The sequence below is a fragment of the Veillonella sp. genome (genome assembly GCF_018381775.1).
GTDB lineage: Bacteria > Bacillota > Negativicutes > Veillonellales > Veillonellaceae > Veillonella.
The window spans coordinates 122,791-146,617 of sequence record NZ_JAGZRH010000004.1; the positions used below are offsets into that span (position 1 = coordinate 122,791).

Consider the following 23,827-nt stretch of genomic DNA (forward strand, 5'->3'; position numbering starts at 1 on the left):
TTTTAACGTGTTAAAGCGATGATTTCAATATATATGCGATATTTATAATGTATACATATTTCATTAGACCATTAACTATGAAGGAAAAGGCAATAGTCCAAAAGCCTCCAAAGCCACCCACCCCGCTACGCGGGGCCGCTAAGTCGTTTTTGGACTATCGCCTTTCTCCTCTCAAATCAACCTTATATGAAACATATATACAAATTAATATAAATCATCGCATATATATTGGGAGAAGAGAAAAGCTGTATATGCACAAATCGCATATACAACTCCCTTCTATATGAAAATAGAAATCATTATCTTTTATTCTGTACAAATATACAGGATTTTATATAATTAAAGTACCGACAGTAAGGTCGGCATGTCTTTTAAGGAGGTTGTAAACATTATGGAAACAAGAATTGAATACGATTCAATGGGACCTGTCGAAGTCGACGCTAGACGAATTTACGGACCTCAAACGCAACGCTCGTTCAATAACTTTAAGATCGGTGACCACCGCATCCCTATTGAACAAATCAAAGCGCTTGCGCTTGTAAAAAAAGCATGTGCTTTAACTAATGCTAAGTGTGGAGCAGTAACGGAGGAAAAAGCGAAACTCATCGCTCAAGTAGTAGATGAGATCGTGGACGGCAAATGGGATGATGAGTTCCCATTAACTGTATTCCAAACAGGTTCTGGCACACAGACTAATATGAATGTGAACGAGGTAATCGCTCACCGGGCTAAACAGTTAGATGAAAGCAACCCGCTCCATCCTAACGACGATGTAAACCGCGGCCAAAGTACAAACGATACATTCCCTACGGCAATGCATATCTGCGCATACTTTGAAATTACAAAACGCGTAATCCCTGCATTAGACGGCCTTATCCAATCCTTCGAAAAATTACAAGAAAAAGGTAAAGGCTTGCAAAAAGTTGGTCGTACACATCTACAAGATGCGACTTTCATCATGGTAGACCAAGAAATCAGCGCCTTTGTAGAGGGCTTAAAAACTGCTAAAACTATGCTCGTTCAAAACGCTGACCACCTACTCGACGTAGCCCTCGGCGGCACTGCCGTTGGTACTGGTGTAAACACACCTAAAGGCTATCTAGACGTTATGGAAACTGTATTGCCAGAGGTAACAGGTGCGCCATTCCGTGTTAAGAATAACAAATTCCAAGGCCTATCTTTGAAAGATGCATTTATGATGGCCCACGGTGCACTTAATACGTTGGCTACTACACTATTCAAAATCGCTAATGATGTTCGCTTCTTAGGCTCTGGCCCTCGTTGCGGTTACGGCGAATGGCATCTACCTGAAAACGAACCGGGCTCCTCCATCATGCCAGGCAAGGTAAATCCTACACAATGTGAAGCTTTGACCATGGTATGCGCCCAAGTATTTGGCCATAATACAACTATGACTCTCTGTGCAGGCAGCGGTGCGTTCCAATTGAACGTGTACATGCCTATCATGATCTATGATTTTGTTGAAAGCTGTCGCCTCCTCGCAGATGCGATGAACTCTTTCACAACACACTGTATCGACGGTGTCGAATTCGTACCTGAAAAACTCAACTTCTTTGTAGAACAATCCCTCATGATCGCTACATCCCTAACACCATACATCGGCTATGATAAGAGCGCTAAGGTTGTAAAGGAAGCGTACAAACGCGGTTGCTCTATTAAAGAAATCATCTTGGAAGAAAAACTCATGACCGAAGACGAATTCGCTGAAGCAGTTCGCATGAAATAAAATCTCTCTCATCTCTATGACATATCTGTAACATCCTCTCATACCTCAAATGAACGGAAAAAGCCCCGATACATTGATATGTACCCCCTTTACTGGTTGTCCAGGAAAATGGGTACATATCACAAAACGTATCGGGGCTTTATTTTAAATTACGACTTCATTACATATTTAATAAGAAGAAAACCTAAAACATAAAATATTCCCACACCAAGATATACATATGGTAATGAGCTTAATAATCCATTAATTGGAATACCATTTAAAAGACGATATAAAATCTGAACTATAGGAAATAAAATAGCTACGATTATAATACTATAAAATAAAAACTTAAAAACACCTTTCACTTTACTGCTCCCACAAAACAAAATACTCTATATAAATACTCTTTTGTATCCTATGTTTTTCTAATATTTCACAAGGTTTATAGTCATTAATACGACAAAGGATATGATAAAAACCAGCTGTTTCGTACTTAATAGTTCATAGGTCTCGTTAAATGTATCATTTTTGAATGCTTGTATTATCAGTTCTTCTTGTTTACTGAGTTCCAGGTATATATCTAAATGGCATCCAACTGCCACTAGTATTGCTATTTTGAGATATCCTTTATATATATCTGCTGTCATCTCGTAGATTAGAGAAATATCAAATAGCGCAAGTAGAATGATACATATAAGAAATTTATGGATAAAGGATGTATTATACATTTTTGTATCCCTATAGTGAGCTCATCTTTTATTCTAAGGAGCTCACCTTTACTTCTAAGCTACTCCGTCAAAGAATGTAATAACTGTAATTTCTCGTGGGCAGTTGATACGGATTGGGAACCAGTGTCCTGATCCGTTATTGACGTAGCACACGCTTTGTTCTTCTACGTATCGACCTTTTGTATATGGAGTGCCAGTTGGCACTACAGGCACGCCCATAAATACAATTTGACCACCGTGGGTATGACCAGAGAGGGTCAACGGAATTTTACGTTCAATAGCTTCTTCAAAAAATTCAGGGTGATGGGCCAATAGAATTACAAAGGCATAGTCGGGAATACCAGATAAAGCCTTATCAATCATAGCTTCACGTTTTTCTTTTTCCCGATCATTGTCATACGCAACCCCCGCAATATATACCGGTTGTTTACCACCCATAATTTGAATATTGCTATTCACAAGGATATTCATTGGTGTATTGTGTTTTAGTTCATCTAGTACCTTATTCACATCGTGATGGTATTCGTGATTACCTAAGATGAAATCAACACCGTCAGGAATTTGCTTTGCAAAGGTTGTTAATCTTTCACAAACCTGTGGCAACCAAGCCAGTTTATCAATTAAATCACCAGTGATGACAACACGATTAGGCTTTTCTACAAGGGCGAGCTTTAAAATTTCATCAAGATCATCTAAGTCGATGCTTGGCCCTACATGGATATCGCTGAGTTGAACGATTTTATAATCCTTTAACCCAGGCGGTAAGTTTGTATAACCGAAGCTTTCATGAGTAACCTCAATCTCATGTTGACCTACATAGGCAGCATAGCTAGAACCACCAATTGTTGCCAACGGTACCACTGTTGCCGCCGTCCTAAAGAAGGCGCGACGGCCCGTCCTATTTTCCTCCGGCGTTTTGCTCCAAATCTTATTGACCACCCAGTATAGTAAACCTAGGACGATGAATACAGGAATAGCCAAGAATAAGCCGAAGAGAAAACCGTAACTTTCAGTACGGAATAGATTCATCAACGGATAATACATCGTTCCGTATAGATCCACTTGATTGAGTATATAGTATCGGATGGCAGCGAACCACGCACCGATAATAATTAGATAACCTACCCAAGCAGGCCATTTCTTTTTAGGCTTCCACAAGTTGAGGAAAAGCGCCCAAAATCCTACCAATCCTATTACGAGGATAGCAGAAAAAATGATATTAAATAGAATTCTCATTCATTGCTCCTACAAATTATTTTGCCATCTCCGTCAATTTACCATGAGGACCTGCCCAAGCATAGTTAGCGAACTCGTCGCGCTTGATGAGCATCCAGTCCTTTGGCAATTGCTTTTGGATAGCTCCGATCGTTATATTCTTAGCATCTCCTGCATACGTTAAATCACCCCGAAATGCTTTCATAAACCATTTTCGATGAGAAAAAATATGTGTTATTTCTTTTACCAATACAGGTTGTAAAGCTAGTTCAAAACCTAGGTCCTTAACTAATTCTTCAAGGCCTCGTTCACCTTCGTCAAAGGCAGATACCATTTCCACCGAAGGGAATTCCCACATGGACCGTAACAACCCACGATTCGAGCGTTTATGCAATAGATAATAGTCTTCGTATTGCAAGATACCTACAAATACTGGAACCTCTACAACCTTTGTTTTCTTGATACGCACTGGTAATTTGTCCGTATCCTTGTGTTGATATGCTTCGCACATATTTACAATAGGACATTCTCCACAGCGCGGAGTTTTTGGAATGCACACAGCAGAGCCAAAATCCATTAAGGCTTGGTTAAAATCACCAGGGCGATCGTGAGGTAATGTTTCCTCTACAATAGCAGTTATAGCCTTCTTACCTTTAGTGCTCAAAATATCATCAAAGATGCGATATAAACGAGCGTAAATACGCAGCACATTGCCGTCTACAGCTACCTCTGGTTCGTTGTACGCCATAGATAGCACGGCCCCAGCCGTATAAGATCCTACGCCCTTCAAGGACTCCATCGTCTTGCGGTCACGGGGCACAATACCACCGTAGTTTTCCACGACGTCCTTTACGCCAAGGCGCAAGTTACGAGCACGGCTATAGTAACCAAGCCCCTGCCAAGCGTGAACCACCTCATCCTCAGAGGCCTTTGCTAGGTCCTCTAAAGTTGGGAATAAACGCATCCAGTTGTCATAATAGGGCTTCATCGCCTCAATGCGCGTCTGCTGGCTCATCACCTCAGACACCCAAATCTTATAAGGGTCTCCGCAATCGCGCCACGGCAATTCCCGTTTATGCACATCATACCACGCCAATAGCTGTGGCACCCACTTAGGGTTCTTTTTATCAGTCATATTACCTCAAAATATTATAAACTTAGGACTCTAGTACCACGTTCATGACTATAGGCATATTACAAGCATATTGCATATATGTTGCAGCCAATAAGGTACAGGTTATCCATTAATATATAGATCAATGCGTGCCAAGTGTTCGCTTTCAAGAACGGTATCCACAGTGGTCAGATCCATCTTATCTACCGTACTGTTGTCTCGGCCAAATACGATAGGTCCTTTTAACTTCTTGCCTTCTAACAGCATTGGCAACCATTGGCGATCACCATCCCACATATGCTTGTAAGGAATTTCGTCTACTGTTAGCCAATGAGGTTCCATTTCGTCTGTTTCCTCTACATTGCCTGTGAAAGTACGCAAAAAGTACACATAACCTACATGTGTTAAGCTTTCATCAAAAGGAAATTGAAAATCAAAAGCAGCCACACATTCTAAATCTTCGGGGCGACCATGAAGTCCAGATTCCTCAAATAATTCGCGAATAGCACAGTCTCGGAAGCTTTCACCAGCCTCGAGTTTACCACCAAATCCATTATATTTATCAGCCCCGAAACCACGTTTCTTACGACCTAGCAATATGCGATTTTGTTCATCAATAGGAAATACGAGCGTCGTCGGTTTCATAGGGCCTCCTTAATCGTTAAAATAATACCCTATTATTATACCATTATTTCATGTACGAATGGGCTAATTATGGTATGATTAAGAGTATAGATTTTCTTATACGGAAGGAGGCACATGATGAATAAACCACTACGATTTAACATCGCACTAGGGCGCACAAAGCCTGTTAATATTCGCAACGAAGAAGTGCGCTGCCCCTTCTGTGATCGTTCAAAATTAACGGATATTCTAGATACATCAGGTCATATCATATGGCTCATGAACAAATATCCTGTATTAGATAAAACATGGCCAACGGTTATTATTGAAACAGAAACAGACGAAGGCGAATTTTCTACATTGCCTGCCGATGAAGCGGCTCGCATTCTCCAATTTGGTCTAGATAAATGGCGTGAAACACGAGAACGGAAAGAGTTCAAATCAGTACTCTTCTTCAAAAATCACGGATACATGTCTGGCGGTTCTATCCGCCATCCGCATAGCCAAATTATAGGCCTTGAGGATTACGATTACCACGAAGATATTACGGCCCAAAATATGGAAGGCTGGCTCTTGTACGAAGATCAAGATGTGCGCATCACCTTATCTACACAGCCTATAATTGGATTCTTTGAGTACAATATACGCTTTAAACCAGATGCACCTGTGCGCTCCGTAGCGTTAAGATTACAGCAAGTATTGCGTTATGTATTGCGCAGCATCGCCAATTATAGCCAGTCCTACAACTATTTTGTATATAATCTTGAGGACGGCTACGACTACATCAAGGTAGTAGCCCGTTATGTCACAACACCACTTTACGTGGGTTACAAAATTCCTCAAACTTGCGATGAGGAACGAGCTGCAAAAATCATTCAAGACATTGCGCCGTACTTCCACGCCTCTAAATAGTTTAATATACAAATTGTATCTAAATAATTTTGATGATATATTTGAAAGGATGTTTATGAAAGTATTTGCCATCGGCGATCTCCATCTATCTGGCAATCCTCCGACGAAGCCGATGGATATTTTTGGTCCCCATTGGGATAACCACTGGAGCTGCATCAAGGAAGATTGGATCGACCGTGTAACAGATGAAGATATAGTCTTTCTCGTAGGTGACATGAGTTGGGCTCTTCGCCTAGATGAAGCGGCTTGCGACTTACAAGAAATCGCATCCATGCCGGGTAAGAAATATATGATTCGAGGCAATCACGATTACTGGTGGGCCTCTGCCAACAAGATGCGAAACCTCATGGGCGATGCTATCACCTTCTTGCAAGGTCATGGTACAGCACAGCTTATTCAAACAGAAGAAGGCCCTCGCATCATTGCCTTTGGTGGCACACGCGCCTATCTCTGCCCTGGAGACTCCCATTTCACTCCTGAAACAGACCAGTCCATTTACGATAGAGAACTAATGCGCACCGAAGCAGCATTACAAGAAATGGATGGCTCTGTGAAAACACTTCTAGAACAGCTTACAGCTGAAACAAACATGGAAACAACAGATTCTGAAACATTAGAGCCATTAACAATAGATATACACAACAGACCAGTAATAAAAATCCTATTGTTACACTATCCTCCATTCAATGAATCCAATACGCCTTCTGGTTTTACGGATCTCATGGAGACATACAATGTAGATACATGTATCTTTGGACATTTACACGATCAAATATCATTTAAACGTATTCCAAAGGAGTTTGGCTCCACAAAATTAGAGCTAGTATCTGCAGACTATCTAGACTTTAGACTGAAAGAAATTATGTAAGGAGAGACCATGAGTCGCATTCATAAAGAACATTTACAAGCGGGCTATATTTTTGGCGATACTATTAACCAAGAATATATTTACTTGCCCTCTGGTGAGGTAGGTACTGACTATCCTTTGGCAGTTCTGGAAACACCGACAAAGCGTGAGGACATTACGTTGGACGAGGCAGTCCACATGATTGACACCCTTACATTAAAACGTTGTAGCCATCCTGCACTAGGGAAAAAATCATTTTAATAATATAATGGCATTAACAAATTAAGCGGGTAGATATCTACCCGCTTTTTGTATGGACTTATACAGTTTTTAGATGTTCCATAAAAGGATTATCCCAAGAATCCACCATGGCCCATGCGAATACAATCCTCTTTTGTGATTTCATCATTTGCTACGAGGCGTGGCAAGATTTCATCAAATGCCGTTGGTTTGCTGAACAATACGCCACCTGGAACGCCGAGAATCGGTGTACCATCAGCACAGTAAGCAATACAAACCATGGAACCTGGCAATACAGGCAAACCATAAGTCACTACGCGATCTGCATAGCGTTTAATGGCACCTGGTGTTAAATCGTCAGGGTCAACACTCATGCCACCAGTACAGAAAATAATATCCGCGCCAGCTGCTTTTACCTTGTCGATAGCCGCCACAATATCGTCTGTATTATCCGTTACGATTTCATGAGCTACTTTTTTTACACCGAATTCAGCACAACGTTCTTCAATGATTGGGGTGAAAGCATCTTTAATGCGGCCTTCAAATACTTCGGAGCCTGTAGTAACGATGCCCATTGTTTTGCGTACGAATGGTTTTACATTGAGTAAAGGCTTGTCATTAGCAATTCTCTTCGCATCCTCTACTTGTTGTTCCTCTAATAACAATGGAATACAACGCATGCCTGCTAATTTATCGCCTGCTTTCACAGGTGTATTATTAAATCTTGTTACGATGGTAAGCTCGCCAATGCTATTAATAGCATGTAGTCGCTCTACGTCAACTTTAAAGAGACCATCTACGTCTGCAATGGCTTCAATTTTACCTTGCGCCATAGGTCCGTCATGCATATTTTCGCCACCTGCCATATTGTACAAAGCACGTGCCACGTCCTCTTCGTGCAAGAATCCTTCATCCTCAGGTTCCATCACAAAGATATGCTCTTTACCAAGGTCTAGTAATTTCGGAATATCCTCTTCCGTAATAACATGGCCACGGCGGAACGGCGTATCTTTCACCTCACCGATAACAATGCGTACTAAATCATGTATTAATGCATGCCCCACGGCATCTTGTGTTCTAATGGATTTCATAATATCTCCCTTTATAATCTAGAATTCTATGTAATGTATTATACTCAAAATTTTCTTCAAACTTTAAATTCTGAACTCTATACAATGTATGTTATAACAACAAAATGTACCTAATCCTATTCTAAATTTCTTGCAAATTAGTTTATAAATATCTTCCGAATAAGACCTAAATAGTCTTATGTATTAATCATATAAAAATAGCTTTATATATGCTGTAACTCAAGTCACCTTATTTGGTAAGATCAGAGTGCACAGAGTATACGCGCAAGTAGTACACCAATCCAGCAAAGGATTAAGCCCCCTACAATTTGTACAAAGCCATAGAAAAAAGCCTGTACATAAGACTCCGTCATCATGAGTTGCAGCATTTCAAAGGCAAAGGTTGAAAATGTTGTAAATGCACCGAGACCACCAACAACGAGGAAAAATCTCGCCAACTGCGATAAATCTGGCTTTTGCATATATAGACCTAGTACAAGGCCAATAATAAGGCAACCAATGAGGTTTACTACAACCGTTCCATATGGAAAGGAACTCACCTTTGTCATAACCCATTCGCCAAGAGCCATGCGACACAACGCACCAACTGCGCCACCAATGGCAACTGCAATGTATTTTTCCATATTGCCTCCTATACTTACAGTAGTATCCTACGATTTTCACAATCCGTGTAATTATCTGAAATAACCGATAAATATCTAATTTTCTATATTAGTCAACGACCAACAGTCTCAGTATACTATATTTAGAGAGCAGGGAAAAGAAAGGAATCCCTATGAAACCTCTAACAACACCGTTAACTGAGCTACGAATAAATACCTACGAAGACCCATTTTTACAACATCAATATGTGTGTTTAGGTCATAAAATTGCCAACATTCGCATATCGCTAAATATGTCCCAACACGAGCTAGCACGCCACGTTGGGATTAGCCGCAGTTATTTGAGCAAGCTAGAGTGTGGCACAGGCATATCGGGCATGTCTTTAGAAATTTTATTTAAAATCGCTCAAGCATTCCAAATTGATGTAGCTCAGCTTGTAAGGTTGCGTATCATAGATTATAAAAGTTGCAATGCTCATCTTACGTCACACTATAAACGATTAGAATTTCTAAATCATACGAGGAACAGCGCGCTAACTAAAGTTAAGCCAAAGCTAAGTTAAGCCAATCAAATACAGTATTAACGCTCGTACAGAAAAAGCCCCGCCAACGGCGGAGCCTTTCATAAAGCATGCTAACAATAGGCATTATACTTCATTAAGTTTTTTGTGTTGCACTTCAGCATTTGCTTTTTTGAAGATAAATGCATTATTAATATGCTGACGCATAGCAGTTTCTGCTGCCACTTCATCATGACGCTCAATAGCATCTACGATATGATCATGTTCATCGTCGCAATCATGGGTACGCACTGCATTAAAAGAGCTAATGTACATGTCGCGGTTAACGCGTTCACGGAAGCTCGCTAAGTATTCTACAACGCGTTCATTACCTGAATAATGAGCAATCATAGTATGGAAGCGACTATTTACTTCAACGCGTTCTGTAGCCTCTTCGATTTGATGCATTTCTTTACAAATTTCACGCAACTCTTTAATTTGTTCATCAGTCGCATGACGGGCACAAAGTCGCGCACCAAGGCCTTCCATTACTTCACGCACTTGATACAATGCAATAATCTCTTCAGGAGTATCCGCCTTTACAGTAACACCCTTCCAAGGAACAATAACTACGAGATTATCTTTAGCCAATTTACGGAATGCTTCACGTACAGGTGTAGCGCTCACTTGCAATTGTTCTGCAATTTTTACTTCGTTAAGCTTTTCTTGTGGCATTAATTCGCCTGTTAAGATAGCTGTTTTTAATGTTAAATAAACTTGTTCACTAAGCGGTAATCTTTCAATGGAGTCCACAGCGGACAATTTGTATTTATCTTTTGAATCTTGTCTTCCCATTACTATCCCCTAACCTTATATCCCGTCATCTCTTTCGTACTTTCAAAGAACGGCTAAAATGAGTATAATATATTATACGATATATTTTGTATTTTGAATAAATATGTCATATGTAATTTAGTGCATACAATATAATTATAGAGCTCACATCTAAGACTGTCAATTTAACGATAAATAATAGCTATATCTCATTTTTGAAAGTAAGGAAGTTGTACCATGAGCCGTTGTTTAGTTATCATAAATCCTGTATCAGGTGGCGGTGCGGCACGTCGCTATGCCCTCGATTTACAATGGAAATTGAGCACCTTGTTTGAGACGATTGAGGTCAAATTCACTACTGGTGAAGGCGATGCTACACGTTTCGCAAAGGATGCTTGCGAACGCGGATTCGATGCTGTGTTCTGCATGGGCGGTGACGGCACCGTAAATGAAACCGTTAACGGTATTGCCCAAGGTGGCTTTAAATCTACCTTTGGTTTCATTCCTGTTGGTACTGTAAACGATATGTCTCGTGCCCTTGGTATTCATCAGAATCCAACACAGGCGATCAAACGTATTGATATCAACCAAACACGTACCATTGATATCGGTCGTTGTAACGACAAATATTTCTGCAATAATATCGCAGCTGGTGTTATTCCAAAAGTAATCGAAGAGGTTACACCAAAAGAAAAAAGTATTTTAGGTCCTCTTGCCTATTTTTTACGCGCAGGCCAAGCATTATTTACAACCAAGGACTACACATACCGCATCCAAACAGAAAATGATGATTTCATTTGTAAATCACCACTCGTATTGGCATTACTTACCAATGTAGTATCTAGCTTTGAACGCTTTATGCCTGAAGCCTCTGTAGACGATGGTTATATGCGTATCATTATATTCAAGGAATACTTTATCCTTGATATTCTTAGCGTATTACCACTCATCATTAGCGGTGCCATCTATAACTCCCGTTATACAACTTCATTAACTGTAAAAAAAGCTCATATAGAACTATTATCTAATGCCGGTGATCTACCTACTAATATGGACGGCGACCAAGGTCCATCCATGCCGGTAGATATCGAAGTATTGCCACGGGTTCTAAAAGTATTTGCCCCATCAAAACACAAAAAGAAAAAGGCTTTAAATTTGCCTAAACTACCACATATTTAATAAATTGTAGAGAAATCTACAAGACAAAATATATAACAATCTATAACACAAAAGCTCTCTATCCAAGGATAGAGAGCTTTTTTATGTTCATTACCTTATAAGAAATACCTACCTAGTCCCTGCATATTTCTCATTCATAGCACTAAATTAATCATAGGCTTATCAAAGGCTAATCTATAATGATAGCATCATGCAAACGGAAACTATAAATATAACAAGCTTTCACAGGCATTCCCGTCAATCGTTGTAATGCCTCTTTGTAGAGGTCCATTTGTATTTTATAACGCTTGATGAGGTCCTCCCCAGATTTGACGCGATCGGTCTTGTAATCTACAAGAACCCACTCACCATCTTCTTCAAAGGCAGTATCGATAATACCTTGGAGGAATAGATTTTCTCCGTCCTCTAAGGTATCATATACGCGTTTACCTTCAAAAAGCATACTAAACGGCATTTCACGTTCTATGCGCTTCGCATTGATAAGACGCTTCCCAAGGTCAGAACTAAAGAATTTATATAGACTTGTATCGCTTAATAGATTTCGTTCTTCCTCTGTGAAAGTCCCTTTCGTTACGAGTGCATCAAGCTCTTTCGTTAAAGAAGCTTGAGTATACTGCGCAAGAGGAAGCCATTGCATGGCCTCATGCATCAAGGTACCCCATTGAGCCCCTGTCAACACATCCTCTTCGGACTGCAGTGCTTGCGGCTTGCGACCGAATACGGAATTAGCTAAATCATCAGCATTACAAACATCTAGCTTAATGGCTTGACCTAAGATTGCATCTGAAACAGCTCGTTTAGCGCCTGTATCGACCGTTACAATTGGTTCGTTTAGGGTATCAATAGTGCCTGCTTCAAGTTCCCGTTCTTGGAATCGTCGTTTCAATTCACTGACGGAAATCTTAGCCGTGCGTCGCGTAGCATCGCTGTATGGATAGGTATAGTTGAATCGGTCTTCGATTTCCTGTGGCAATTCTACAGCATTAACTGCTTTCAACTCGCGTACCTTATTGATGGTAGTTTCATCGATATCTGCTTTATAATCGAGATCACCGTAGAGAGAACCATCGTGGACTTCGACCTTGATGCGACATTTTTTATCTGGTAAGTCAAAATAGGTCGGTCCTTCGTACTCAATGGCTACGCGCAATGGATTACCACCGTCCAAATGACGAGCAAAGCCCATAATTAACCATTCTAGATACGTATTAGCTTGAGTGATAATATCCGTAGGTAGTTGTCGACCCTCTACAGAGGCAGAATTCTTAATGAGTTCACCTAATGTATTCAACCCTCCACTAGACTTTTTAAAGCCTTTTACAAAGCCCGTTAGGAACAATTTATCTCGAGCTCGTGTTAAGGCTACGTAAAGAATACGCTGTTCCTCTGCTTTAAGGGCTGCTTCTTTTACGTCTTTCACGTAGAACCACGGCATAGTTGGGAAAGACACCCGAATATCTGGGAAGTACCCCTTAAGACCAAGTCCTGCGTTTTTATCGATAAGGAGTTCTGAACGAAGATCCATCATATTGAACCGTTTTTGAACGCCAGATAAGAATACCACAGGGAATTCAAGGCCCTTACTCTTATGGATGGTCATGAGGCGCACCACATTGTCCGCTTCGCTCACCACATTGGCAAGAGGCATATCTTGGTTGCTATCACGCAAGCTTTCAACAAAGCGCAAAAATCTAAAGAGACCACGGAAGCCAGAGGCCTCATAGCCTTTTGCTCTGTCGTATAAGGCGAGCACGTTGGCACGGCGCACGAGGCCATTCGGCATAGCACCTACATAGTTTACATAATCTTGAGATTCGTAAATATCCCATAACAAATCGGTTACACCGTGACGGCGTGACAAGGTACGCCACCGCTCCATATGGCCAATAAAAGCTAATAAACGCTCATCTTGAGCCTCTTTAGCATAGGTTGGCATGAGGGACCACAGAGAACCCTCTCCAGATAGGCGCAGTGCACCTAGTTCGTTTGCATCAAGACCTACGAGACCAGAGTGTAACACCGCCGCCATTGGCAAGTCTTGTTCTGGATTATCTATGATAGATAGCAACGCTAACAATAGTTGTATTTCTTGTGCTTCAAAGTAGCCATCTCGTTCGTTTACCACCGCAGGGATGCCCGCTTGGCGCATGGCCTCTACGGCACGAGTGCCCCAACCAGCCAAGGATCTGCGCAAAATAGCAAAGTCACGCCACTCGATTTGACGGAACGTACCATCTGGATTTTGTACTTGTTTCTTAGCAGCGTGAATTTCCTTAATCTTTTGGATGATGAAATCGAGCTCACGCTCGTTATTTTCAGGATCGTCCCCTTCATCTTCGTCGCTTTCACTAGCACTGAGCGTATCCTTACTCACATCGAGGAGCTGCAATTCCACGTCGCCCCCAACCCAATCCTCAGGCGCATCCTCTACGATGCGGCCAGGAATGAGAGATTCAGCTTCTGTATAATTGAGCTCTGCCGCCTCTTCCGTCATGATTTGATAGAACAAGAAGTTCGTTGCGGCTAAGATATTTTCGTGAGACCGGAAATTCTTTGCTAGGTCGATACGGCGTTCTACCGCATCAGTATCGCCGTACGTATTATATTTCTCCATAAACAGAGAACTATCGGCCATACGGAAGCTATAAATCGCCTGCTTCACGTCCCCTACGTAGAACCGATTATCGACGCGAGAAATCAAATTGATAATCGTCTCTTGTACGCCGTTCGTATCTTGGTATTCGTCGACCATGATTTCTTTGAAAGTATCTTGCAGTTCCTTTGCTACATCGGACGGCTGAGGGTCATCCTCTATACCAGGCTCCACGAGAAGGGCCAAGCATAAATGCTCCAAATCACTAAAGTCCATGATTCCTTGCTCTTGTTTCATATCGCGATACGCCTTATGGAACGCAATGGTTAGCTCTACTAAACCTTCGATGATTGGATATTGAGCCTTGAACTGCTCTTGTAAGGTAGCTTCTGATACGGTAAACACAGATGCTTGCATTGCTTTGAGATCATCTTTATTTTGGGAACCTAAGGATTTAAACTCTGCTACCAATATAGGATCAAAGGCTTGTACCTCTTTTGACCCCATGCGGAACTGATCCTTAATAAAGGTGTCCGTGTGCTTACAAGCTTCACCCATATTATCCCAATTTTCAGCTGATGAAAGCATGCTTAGTGCAGCTAGTTGGTTGTCGTAAATGTTTTGCCATTTATGAGGCCCCATTGGATCGAGCAAGATTTGTTCCATCCGCTCTAAGCGCTCACGAATTCGGTCAATAACAGCTACATGGTTATCCCACATGTATTGACCCCACAGCGTATCACTAGGGTTAATAGTCATGGCCTCTTTATAAGGCTCTAAGGCTTTTCGTAACCATCCATCAGGGTTGGCAAGGGACATGGCGTAGTTATATAAAGACATAATCTTCGCTGTTAAGCCTGCATCCGATTTATCATCGCTAAAGAAATCCGCCAATTCGTAGATATTATAAAGGCCTTCTTCGTAAGATTTAGTCAATAAATCGGCTAGCACCTCTTGTTGTAACAATGCCATTTCTGCTTCATTGCCAATGCGAGCGGTTGGGTTAATATCTAGCTTATAGAAATAGGAACGAATTACCCATTGGCAGAAGGAGTGCAACGTAGAAATATGAGCAGATGGCAACAGATTGAGCTGTCGCTCAAGCCGCTCTTGCATAGCCTCGTCATCAGTAGACTCCATGGCTTTTGCCAAGGCAAGTCCGATGCGAGCACTCATCTCTTGAGCTGCCGCCTTTGTAAAGGTTACAACCATGAGCTCTTGCACAGATAAAGGATTATCCATGTCTTTTAAACGGGTAATAATGCGCTCTACGAGAACTGCCGTTTTACCTGAGCCGGCCGCAGCCGCCACAAGCAAGGTTTGATTAGCTAAGGACGAATCCTTAGGCGCTATGATGGCAGACTCCTGCTCTGGCGTCCACTTAACACCCACAGTCTTCACCTCCTTCGTTACTACTATCTGCTAAGTTACTTTTATTTACATCGCTACTGTTATTTCTGTCATTTCCGTCATTTAGAACCTCTTTCATCCGTTCTAATGCATCCTCTTCAGATAAGCCGGACAGATAATTATATTTATTACGGCTAGAGTCAAAACGGCATACAGTATTGTAATCACAGTATGTACAAGGTCTATTCTTATTTAACTGGTAAGGCTGAATTGGGAATTGACCATCCCCGATGTGGCGACCGATGTCAGCCATTACGTGATTGGTGTAACGACACATTACGTCAAATTCGCCAGAATTCTTAACCTTACGCAAATCTCTACTAGAAATAGTTTGATCCTTTTTCGTAGCGATTGGTACATATGGTCCTCGTTTAGATCCATAGGACAAAAATTTATTGTCGATATGCGTCAACAACTCGATATCATCAGAGAAGTATCCACTGTTTTGCCATGCATCGCTTTCTTTGGCTAGTGCTATTGCATCCTCATAAGATATAGGTGCATCGGCAGGAATTTTAGGATTTTTCACATAGGAATACACCACAGCCGCAGGAGCTATAGACTCGCCTTGGTTTTTACCATAAGCAGATTCCAAGGCCAATAGATAGGTCATAAGCTGCAATTTAAGGCCATAGTATACATCTTGGGCCGTCACATGTGCGCCGCCCGATTTGTAGTCGATAACCATGCCATAGGTTTGACCGTCCCTTGTATATTCATCGATGCGGTCAATTTGGCCAATGAGCCGTAAATAGCGATCCTCTCCAAGGGGTACGCGAATCGGATCCCAACCGCCTTGACGGCCAAAATCTTGCTCTAAGTATTTCGTATCAAAATCACTGCGCTTCGACCACTCTACGAGGCGGTCCACCGTCACATGTAATGTTCGTTGTACCCGCTGCTCAATGGCCTTTTGGTAGGCATCGCTCGTTTCCTCGCCACCATGATTTTCTTGTAAAATCTCATCGGCTACAGAACGACATAAATTTTGTTGCTCCTCTTCATTGAGATCACGCCATTGTTTATTGTTATCTAATAGATAATTACCTAAACGCTCTAAGTTAGCATGAAGGAATGTACCAATTTCAGGAGCACCAAAGGAGCGTACACGACGCGGTTCTAGTTTCAAACCATACTGCGCATAGAACTTGAACGGACATTGCTGATATCGCTCTAGACGCGTCACAGAACCAGACATATAGCCTTTAGATAGGAACAATCCATTCACTAAATCCTTCGTAATAACTGGCACATCATTATTATCTCGAATACCACGAGACACCTCACTTAAACGCGGGCGGTAGGTATCGCTGTTACGAGCCCAGTTATATAAGCCCCACCACAATGGATTCACCTCTTGGCCGCTAAAGAGAGCACCCCAGCGCTCAGATAAGAGGGATAAACTTTGCAGTGGACGCCACACGTACTCCGCCTCTGTATCAGGTGCAATGGATAGAGGAATATCTACAGCCTTATCTACATAACCTAGGGACTCTAGTCGTTTCACCACGAGGGACGGCTCCAGACCGGTTCCATCTTCGCCAGAACTTGCATAGGACAGCGTCAACGAATCGGATGCCCGCGTCATAGCTAGGTATAATAGGAAATTCTCGTTGAAAGCCTTCGGCAAAGCCCCTTCTGCAAGGGTAATACCTGCATCGGCTAATTCTTGACGTTCCTTATCCTTAATAAGACCTTCATCGCCCATGCTTTGTGGGAATACACCTTGATTGAGGCCCATGACAAACACCTTAGGCCACCATTGGCTATAACCGCGTTCGATGGTGGTGATTACCACATGATCCAAGGACGGAGGAATCATAGAATAATTTACATCGCTCAAGCCTTCTTCGAGGAGTAGCATCATCTCATCTAGGGTCAACACTTCATCCTTCATGACCATAGAGATTTCATCTATGAAAGAAATAACAGCATTGTACATCTGTTCATGGCTGGCTTTCGACTCTTGATCCCCCACCGTTTCTGCATCTTTCGCCCATTCATATAGACGCTCAGGCACTTGCAAGGTTTCTAACAAACCATACAGCTGTTCGCCCCATTCTGCCCCCGTGTGTCCTTCGCTATGAGCGGCAAAATCAAACCACGGGGATAGGATGTCCATAATGGTTTGCCTTGCTTGGTTGACACGCGCTCTACGCGGTGCGTCAGCGTGACCTTCTTCATCTTGCCCTTCATGGAAGCCTCGTAAATACGGCCAGCTTTCACGTTCCCATTTATAATGGTCAATACCAAACTCGAGCACGTAGTTTTCTAGTTCATCTACGACCTCACGGCTGAGTGGCATCAAGTCTGTTTTAAGCAATAAGAACACGCTGTCTCGACTGTAGCTATGGCGCACGATATCAAAGAGAGCCGTCAACAATTCGCCTAATGGATGATTTTTCATAGGCCGCTGGCGGTCGATAAAGTGCGGAATGCCATACCGACCGAAGACCTTCTCTAAGGTATCCCCGTACGTTTCCGACTCGCGAAGCATGATACATACATCGCGGTAACGTGCCTCTGGAGAGGATTCTACGTAGGCTAAAATACGGCGAGCCACCGCATCGGCTTCCCGTTCACGGTTGTAACCACGAATGAGCGGAATAGTAGAACCAGTAGAATTTTGCTTACTAGGACTAGTAAAGTAATTAGCTTCTAATTCTTGTACGATGTGAGGGCCCCGTTTCCCATCAAAACCAACCCAATTAATGCTAGATCCATAACGGGCAACTAAGGTATCGTAAATCTCTAAAGGGCGGCTAAAGAGATGCTCCCCTCGACGTGCAATATTTAAAGCCTTTGGAGCCATTGGCAAATCGATAGTAATAACGGCTTCCTTAGCCAAATCAAACAAGGTATAGATCAACTCGTAGTGAGTAGGTGTAAACCAATGGAAGCCATCGATAAAGACGTGGCTATTTTCCATTAGTGGAGATTGAGGCAACGCCTCAACGATTTCCATGATAGGATCGATGTCGCGCTCCCCATGACGACTGATTTCCTCTTCATAGGCGGCCATACAGATGGCAAGTTCACGCAATTTCTTTTGTAATACTTTATTTTTAACGGACTCCGCCCCACGTTCAAGGTCATTAGGACCGATGCGGAAGGCGCGAAACTCAGAAAAGAGCTGTTGCAATACAGAAGAAAACTCAGGACGTTTAGTAGCCTGTTCTAATAGGCCCAGCTCCTTTTGTTTTCGCTTCATAACAAGGCGCAACAATATAGACCGGCCAAAGCTAGATAAGCTTGATTGACCGGCCCCTTTGGAGCCTATTGATTGGTATACTTGGTAACCCAAACGACCAAAGCCTACGACACGGACCGTAGTAAAGCCTTTTTCAGGCATAAATTCAGCAAGTTCCCGCTCCACCCGATAGGTAGCTGGTTCAGGAACGAGTAAGATTATAGGTTCCCCTGGACAATCGGTCATCACTTGGCGTATCCGTTCATATACGGCACGCGTCTTGCCTGATCCCGCTCGTCCATAATAGACGCTAATATTCATGAGACCTCCCTAGTGAAACTTTCACCATCTCAGTTTATATAATTTATATAATTCACAAATTTCATCTTATTTATATATTTCTTGTTCTTAGGTATAGCCTAAAACTATTTTTTTCGATATAATAATGTCATTATACATAAATACTATTATATAGTAATATGATATTCTGTGCTTAATTCTGGGGTTAATTTAAGCTAATTGTACAAAATTTGACTCATTTGATTATATTTGTTTATAATTAAGAAAAAAATTTATATTTTATTTACAATTAACAGAATTTCATATATAATACATGTTAGTATTTGTGTTATTTGTAAAAATCATGTATTTAGGAGTGAACTATTATGAACAAAAAACATTTAGCGGCTGCTTTTGCAGTATTTGCAGCTACAACTATGTCTTTCTCTGCTTTCGCAGCATCTGTTGATGCTAACGCACGCGCTTACGAACGCGCTGCAGCTGAGCAATATACTTACGCTGCACCTCAAGCGGCTACACCAGCGTACCAATCTGGTTATGTAACAAGCGCACCACGCCCTGGTTACAAACCATTGCCAGCGGTACCTTACACAGCAGGTGACATGGCTCAACAAATGCCTGTATCCAAAGAATTGGGCGATCCAATCTTCGTAGCACCTGAAACAACAGCTGTAGGTCTTCAAATCATGGACCCTATCGCTACTAACAGCCAACCTGTATACCAAGAAACTGTAACTTCCGTAACAGCTAATGGTAACGGCAGTGCATATGTTTCCCGTTATAAAACTAACCAATTAAACGCATTCGACTTGTTGTTGAACGGCAAATCTTACACTTACGACTTGCCTGCATACACTAACGGCTACCAAGTGAAAACTGCTAGCTCCTACAACCGTGCTGGCGACGGCGTTGCAAATGTATTCTCTACAAACGTAATCACTGAAGCAGTTGTAAACAACAACTCCTTGCGTATCACTGTTAACATGACTCAACCAACAGCTGTAGCAGCTGCTAAATTGCGTTCCATGCAACAAACTGGTCAAGTAGCAGGCGGTGAAGTAGCTGCATTGTTCGCTTACAATGAAAGCTATGATGGTGTAAAACAAGCTGCTCATTACGACGTATTCAACAACGGCAACCGTTACATCGTTGTTAAATCTGGTGCTGTAACTGTACCAAACGGTGCACAACACCCTTATGCAACTGCATTGTTCGCAGTAACTGACGATACTGTAGCTGCTGTAACAGTATCTGGCAACACTGCTGATGCTTACGATTTAGTTAAAGGTACTGCATACGCAATTGCACAATCTGCTCGCGTATCTAACGCACGTACTCGCTAATTCTAACGACTAATTCGTGACGAATTAAATATAATGTGAAAGCTACAAGCCTTCACACATAAAGACTATATAAATCACCAAAGCCCCGAATGAGGTATCTTATTCGGGGCTTTTTTATGCATCTTACCAATTGAATTCTTAGATTTATTTTTTTACGATAATCTTGTAAATACTTCTAACGCTTTATAAGCCATCAAACGATAGCCTCTTGCATTAGGATGTACTTCACCGGCAAAGACAATTTGCCCGATTTGATCTGCTTCGTATAATGATGTATAAAAGTCTATAACCTTTAAATCATGCTCTGCAGCATAGGCTTTCAGTTGTTCATTGACCTCTCGCACCACAATGTCGAGTCCATCCATATCACTATCGATTTGTGTTTCTAAACCAATAATAACCTTCCCCTTTGTGCTCGCTAGTTCAATAGCTTTCACCAAGGTCTTGAACACATATGTGCTATCTCGACCTTGCAAAATATCATTAGTACCACACATTAAGAAGATATGACGCGTTGAATCAGCTACAGCTGTAGGTAGCCATTTTTCAATGTTATAAATCATGCCCTGAACGGAGCAGCCGTCTTCACCATAATTTGTAAAATGTACACCCTCTATAGATGCATCACAAATTTCAACCCAACCTTGGCCATAAGGCACATCATAACCGCGGGTGATGCTATCGCCAAAACAGATAATTTCCATATCTAGACCTCCTGTACTATGCATTAATCATATAACAAAATGACAATTATATACAATATACATACTATGGATTTTTATATGCATTTTTTATAGAATTACATGTTTGACTATGGTATACTAATTCCACATAAGAGAGGTCAAAGATGAGAAAACTATATCCCTTTTTAATACTAGCATTAGCAACATTACAATCAGCTAGTGCGATTTCACAATATGAATTAGAGAACAAGCCTACTCAATACCAAGTTGCTTATAATAGCCCTTCGGAGACTGTGTATATCGACTTAAGTACACTTAGTCTAGCACAGTCAGGTCCTACATATAGTACGCTTCACGCTCGTACAATTAGTCTATATAAAAAGCAGAATATTATTGCTGATTATTCAACTAATTATACATACCATCGTGGTAACACATCTAAAGATATTTACCTCATGGATTGGCATGTAGCACCGGCGAAATTCTACCAAGTAAATGGCGCACCTATAGGAACTGCTAACAATCAACGTTCTGTTCTATCTACAGGTGCTCACGTCGCTACAAAGGGTTCTCCTGTAGCTGAAATAGGTCAATTTATTTTACATAATGCATTGGAATTAGAGCGTATTACCTATACATCTAAGAACCCATACGTACCACCTCGTCCATATAAACCATTAAGTACACCGGCTCCAACAGAAGGTAGGCCATTATTTGGAGTTCAGCCACCAGAAGGTATCTATAAACCGCTAAACCAATTAGAATCTCCTTATACATCTAATCAACCACGGTTATTTCCTTCTAAATTAGGTATATATGGACCCGTTCCACCACCACCGCCTCAAGGGCCCCGACCTAGTGATTGGATTCTCGACATTCAAAATCAGGACATGCCCGATCCAAATACACCTATGAGTGATTGGAGGCCTCAACCTGATTATCATGCACCGCAAAAACCATAATCAAAAAATATAGTTACTCGTAACGTATAAAAAGAGACTGAACTGTCCCCTATTTAGGAGATCTAGTTCAGTCTCTTTTGTTTCATATTTTATTTGTTTCCATACAATCAGATGAACCTATTGTATAATGCTTTCACATTATTTAAGACGTACAAAGAACAATGCAATAGCACCGATAACTGGAGCAATAGCAAGGGTCATCAATGCAGATTGATAACTACCTGTAGCAGTCAACATGCTACCTAAAATCATAGGTGCTAACATAACACCGATTTGATTAAACAAGTTTACAAAGCCTGCAGTTGTACCGCGTAAATGAGGTTCTGCGGATTGAATTACGAGAGCATTTGTTAAAGCACTATGCATGAAAGCACCAATACCAAGAATTGGACCTGTTATAAAGAGCATATCTGGATTTGTGGTGCTCGCAAAGAGGATCAATGCTGGTGCAAATAAGAACATAACAAGCGCTACCAAATGGTTTTTCTTAATCGGTAAAATATCGGACAAAATACCGATAGTCGGTTTCGCAATAAGCGCGGCTAAACCAAAGGCGGACATCACATGACCTGCATAGATGGCATTAACGCCGAGCTGTTTAACCATGTACAAGTTTGACCATTGCGCTACGGCCCAGGTAGCACCGGTAGCAAAGAAGCCTGCAAAGGCAAGGCAACAAATGTTGCGATTTTTTAAAACATGTAGCAAATTTTCCTTTAAGGAAGTTGTTTCACCTACATGAGCAGATGCAGCACTCACCTCTGCTTCTCGTTGCGCCAAGATGTCAGCACTTGGTTTACGAACTGTAAAGTAGCTAAGAATGAAAACAAGGATTGGTAATACAGCTGTTAAAAGAAATGCATTTTGCCATCCATAGTTAGTTGCCACATATGGTGCATAAAGGTTTACAGTGGTCAATCCAAGGGATGTACAGGACATAAAGATACCAACTGCAGCACCACGTTGATTAGGACCAAAGTAATCCCCAATAGCACTTAAACAAGATGCTTGTACAGGACCAGATACGATACCTAATAAGAATCGTAATACCCATCCATAGGTGTAATTATCTATGGTACTCATCAATGCCGTAATAACTGCCATGGCAAGTAAGCTTACCAAAATGGTGTAACGATAACCAATGCGATCCGCTAAGATACCACCTGGTAGAACCATGATAGCATAGCCCATATAAAAGGCGGATAAATAGGCCGTACCCATTTGAGGCGTGAAATTCAATGCCTCGTTAACAATAGGCATCAAAGATGCCCAAGATAAGCGCATAACAAAGCTAATCAAAAATGTTAGCCACACGCTGACAAGAATTAAAATCTGAGTTCGCGAGAAACTAAGTCGATTCATACGAGCTCCTTTCTACAGAATAAAAACATATAAAGTAATCATACTATAAATAGAAATAATTTTTCAAATACAAAGCATGAAGGATAACATAAAAAAGAACCCTCTATCGATTAGAGGGTTCATATTGGCTACAGTTTGCTAATTACTTTAATTTAGATATGTATAGAATGCCATTTCCCATCATAACTATCAAATTCTTTTACATTATCTAATTTCCAGAGACCTGCCTGTTTTTTGAATTTATAAAGTCTTTGCGCTTCCATTCCAGCGTAAAGCACATCACTTTTTACAGTTATAGAGCTACCTTTTTCTTCTATTTCAATGATTTTCTCGTTATTCGGATTGAATGTTGGAGATCAGAAAACTATT

General features: G+C 41.4%; 18 protein-coding genes. 8 read left to right on the forward strand and 10 right to left on the reverse strand.

From position 1 onward, the window contains the following. Window positions 1–391: 391 nt before the first annotated feature. Complete coding sequence (locus KH109_RS03910; RefSeq protein ID WP_295216004.1) at window positions 392–1,747, forward strand: class II fumarate hydratase; 1,356 nt, start codon at window positions 392–394, stop codon at window positions 1,745–1,747. A gap of 764 nt (window positions 1,748–2,511) precedes the next feature. Here the strand turns inward: KH109_RS03910 and KH109_RS03915 are convergent. The 3 genes from KH109_RS03915 to KH109_RS03925 form a co-directional block, all read right to left on the reverse strand. Further along, window positions 2,512–3,693 carry a metallophosphoesterase gene (locus KH109_RS03915; RefSeq protein ID WP_295216007.1) on the reverse strand — a complete coding sequence of 394 codons (1,182 nt, stop codon included), beginning with the start codon at window positions 3,691–3,693 and terminating at the stop codon, window positions 2,512–2,514. 16 nt (window positions 3,694–3,709) lie between these two features. Continuing rightward, the gene (gene mutY, locus KH109_RS03920; RefSeq protein ID WP_295216010.1) at window positions 3,710–4,807 is read right to left on the reverse strand and encodes an A/G-specific adenine glycosylase; all 1,098 of its coding nucleotides are present in this window, start codon (window positions 4,805–4,807) and stop codon (window positions 3,710–3,712) included. Window positions 4,808–4,909: 102 nt separating this feature from the next. Further along, window positions 4,910–5,431: an 8-oxo-dGTP diphosphatase gene (locus KH109_RS03925; protein ID WP_295216012.1), complete on the reverse strand. Its 522-nt coding sequence runs from the start codon at window positions 5,429–5,431 to the stop codon at window positions 4,910–4,912. Between the two features lie 117 nt (window positions 5,432–5,548). Here KH109_RS03925 and KH109_RS03930 point away from each other — a divergent pair, with 117 nt between their 5' ends. The 3 genes from KH109_RS03930 to KH109_RS03940 are packed head-to-tail and all read left to right on the forward strand — an operon-like array spanning window position 5,549 to window position 7,430. After that, entirely contained in the window at window positions 5,549–6,322 is a 774-nt protein-coding gene (locus tag KH109_RS03930; protein ID WP_024066419.1) for a DUF4931 domain-containing protein, read from the forward strand. Window positions 6,323–6,377: 55 nt separating this feature from the next. Continuing rightward, complete coding sequence (locus tag KH109_RS03935) at window positions 6,378–7,190, forward strand: metallophosphoesterase (protein ID WP_295216015.1); 813 nt, start codon at window positions 6,378–6,380, stop codon at window positions 7,188–7,190. A 9-nt stretch (window positions 7,191–7,199) separates the two neighbouring features. Next, on the forward strand, window positions 7,200–7,430 hold the full coding sequence (locus KH109_RS03940) for a hypothetical protein (protein WP_295216018.1): 231 nt from the start codon (window positions 7,200–7,202) through the stop codon (window positions 7,428–7,430). An 89-nt stretch (window positions 7,431–7,519) separates the two neighbouring features. Here KH109_RS03940 and KH109_RS03945 read toward each other — a convergent pair whose 3' ends face one another. Continuing rightward, window positions 7,520–8,500 carry a molybdopterin-binding protein gene (locus tag KH109_RS03945; RefSeq protein WP_295216021.1) on the reverse strand — a complete coding sequence of 327 codons (981 nt, stop codon included), beginning with the start codon at window positions 8,498–8,500 and terminating at the stop codon, window positions 7,520–7,522. 242 nt (window positions 8,501–8,742) lie between these two features. After that, window positions 8,743–9,123 carry a fluoride efflux transporter CrcB gene (crcB, locus tag KH109_RS03950; protein ID WP_257846886.1) on the reverse strand — a complete coding sequence of 127 codons (381 nt, stop codon included), beginning with the start codon at window positions 9,121–9,123 and terminating at the stop codon, window positions 8,743–8,745. Window positions 9,124–9,275: 152 nt separating this feature from the next. Here crcB and KH109_RS03955 point away from each other — a divergent pair, with 152 nt between their 5' ends. Beyond that, window positions 9,276–9,665, forward strand: a complete 390-nt coding sequence (locus tag KH109_RS03955) for a helix-turn-helix transcriptional regulator (RefSeq protein WP_295216025.1) — start codon at window positions 9,276–9,278, stop codon at window positions 9,663–9,665. Between the two features lie 84 nt (window positions 9,666–9,749). Here KH109_RS03955 and KH109_RS03960 read toward each other — a convergent pair whose 3' ends face one another. Further along, the gene (locus KH109_RS03960) at window positions 9,750–10,457 is read right to left on the reverse strand and encodes a GntR family transcriptional regulator (protein WP_119209183.1); all 708 of its coding nucleotides are present in this window, start codon (window positions 10,455–10,457) and stop codon (window positions 9,750–9,752) included. A gap of 216 nt (window positions 10,458–10,673) precedes the next feature. Here KH109_RS03960 and KH109_RS03965 point away from each other — a divergent pair, with 216 nt between their 5' ends. Then, window positions 10,674–11,615 (forward strand): diacylglycerol kinase family protein, encoded by a 942-nt coding sequence (locus KH109_RS03965; RefSeq protein ID WP_295216027.1) that lies wholly within the window; start codon window positions 10,674–10,676, stop codon window positions 11,613–11,615. 169 nt (window positions 11,616–11,784) lie between these two features. On the opposite strand, the gene addA is transcribed toward KH109_RS03965, so the two are convergent. Together addA and KH109_RS03975 are read right to left on the reverse strand one after the other, a co-directional pair. Beyond that, the gene (addA, locus tag KH109_RS03970; protein WP_295216029.1) at window positions 11,785–15,600 is read right to left on the reverse strand and encodes a helicase-exonuclease AddAB subunit AddA; all 3,816 of its coding nucleotides are present in this window, start codon (window positions 15,598–15,600) and stop codon (window positions 11,785–11,787) included. After that, the gene (locus tag KH109_RS03975) at window positions 15,590–19,129 is read right to left on the reverse strand and encodes a PD-(D/E)XK nuclease family protein (protein WP_295216032.1); all 3,540 of its coding nucleotides are present in this window, start codon (window positions 19,127–19,129) and stop codon (window positions 15,590–15,592) included. Before KH109_RS03975 ends, addA begins: the two co-directional genes overlap by 11 nt. 344 nt (window positions 19,130–19,473) lie before the next feature. Between KH109_RS03975 and KH109_RS03980 the strand changes: the two genes are divergently transcribed. Further along, a complete protein-coding gene (locus KH109_RS03980; RefSeq protein ID WP_295216035.1) occupies window positions 19,474–20,451 on the forward strand; it encodes a hypothetical protein in 978 nt (325 codons plus the stop codon). A 152-nt stretch (window positions 20,452–20,603) separates the two neighbouring features. On the opposite strand, the gene KH109_RS03985 is transcribed toward KH109_RS03980, so the two are convergent. Continuing rightward, window positions 20,604–21,155, reverse strand: a complete 552-nt coding sequence (locus KH109_RS03985) for a GDSL-type esterase/lipase family protein (protein WP_105093666.1) — start codon at window positions 21,153–21,155, stop codon at window positions 20,604–20,606. 143 nt (window positions 21,156–21,298) lie between these two features. On the opposite strand from KH109_RS03985, the gene KH109_RS03990 reads away from it, so the two are divergent. Continuing rightward, the gene (locus KH109_RS03990; RefSeq protein WP_287537100.1) at window positions 21,299–22,096 is read left to right on the forward strand and encodes a hypothetical protein; all 798 of its coding nucleotides are present in this window, start codon (window positions 21,299–21,301) and stop codon (window positions 22,094–22,096) included. Between the two features lie 138 nt (window positions 22,097–22,234). On the opposite strand, the gene KH109_RS03995 is transcribed toward KH109_RS03990, so the two are convergent. Further along, window positions 22,235–23,458, reverse strand: coding sequence for an MFS transporter (locus KH109_RS03995; protein WP_295216038.1), 1,224 nt, complete (start codon window positions 23,456–23,458; stop codon window positions 22,235–22,237). Window positions 23,459–23,827 lie beyond the last annotated feature (369 nt).

Bases quoted from the DNA above. Each gene is read 5' to 3' on its own strand.
- KH109_RS03995 (WP_295216038.1), bottom strand. From the start codon at position 23,458: ATGAATCGACTTAGTTTCTCGCGAACTCAGATTTTAATTCTTGTCAGC.
- KH109_RS03960 (WP_119209183.1), bottom strand. From the start codon at position 10,457: ATGGGAAGACAAGATTCAAAAGATAAATACAAATTGTCCGCTGTGGAC.
- KH109_RS03910 (WP_295216004.1), top strand. From the start codon at position 392: ATGGAAACAAGAATTGAATACGATTCAATGGGACCTGTCGAAGTCGAC.
- KH109_RS03915 (WP_295216007.1), bottom strand. From the start codon at position 3,693: ATGAGAATTCTATTTAATATCATTTTTTCTGCTATCCTCGTAATAGGA.
- crcB (WP_257846886.1), bottom strand. From the start codon at position 9,123: ATGGAAAAATACATTGCAGTTGCCATTGGTGGCGCAGTTGGTGCGTTG.
- KH109_RS03985 (WP_105093666.1), bottom strand. From the start codon at position 21,155: ATGGAAATTATCTGTTTTGGCGATAGCATCACCCGCGGTTATGATGTG.
- KH109_RS03925 (WP_295216012.1), bottom strand. From the start codon at position 5,431: ATGAAACCGACGACGCTCGTATTTCCTATTGATGAACAAAATCGCATA.
- KH109_RS03930 (WP_024066419.1), top strand. From the start codon at position 5,549: ATGAATAAACCACTACGATTTAACATCGCACTAGGGCGCACAAAGCCT.
- KH109_RS03980 (WP_295216035.1), top strand. From the start codon at position 19,474: ATGAACAAAAAACATTTAGCGGCTGCTTTTGCAGTATTTGCAGCTACA.
- KH109_RS03955 (WP_295216025.1), top strand. From the start codon at position 9,276: ATGAAACCTCTAACAACACCGTTAACTGAGCTACGAATAAATACCTAC.
- mutY (WP_295216010.1), bottom strand. From the start codon at position 4,807: ATGACTGATAAAAAGAACCCTAAGTGGGTGCCACAGCTATTGGCGTGG.
- KH109_RS03990 (WP_287537100.1), top strand. From the start codon at position 21,299: ATGAGAAAACTATATCCCTTTTTAATACTAGCATTAGCAACATTACAA.
- KH109_RS03945 (WP_295216021.1), bottom strand. From the start codon at position 8,500: ATGAAATCCATTAGAACACAAGATGCCGTGGGGCATGCATTAATACAT.
- KH109_RS03940 (WP_295216018.1), top strand. From the start codon at position 7,200: ATGAGTCGCATTCATAAAGAACATTTACAAGCGGGCTATATTTTTGGC.
- KH109_RS03935 (WP_295216015.1), top strand. From the start codon at position 6,378: ATGAAAGTATTTGCCATCGGCGATCTCCATCTATCTGGCAATCCTCCG.
- KH109_RS03965 (WP_295216027.1), top strand. From the start codon at position 10,674: ATGAGCCGTTGTTTAGTTATCATAAATCCTGTATCAGGTGGCGGTGCG.
- KH109_RS03975 (WP_295216032.1), bottom strand. From the start codon at position 19,129: ATGAATATTAGCGTCTATTATGGACGAGCGGGATCAGGCAAGACGCGT.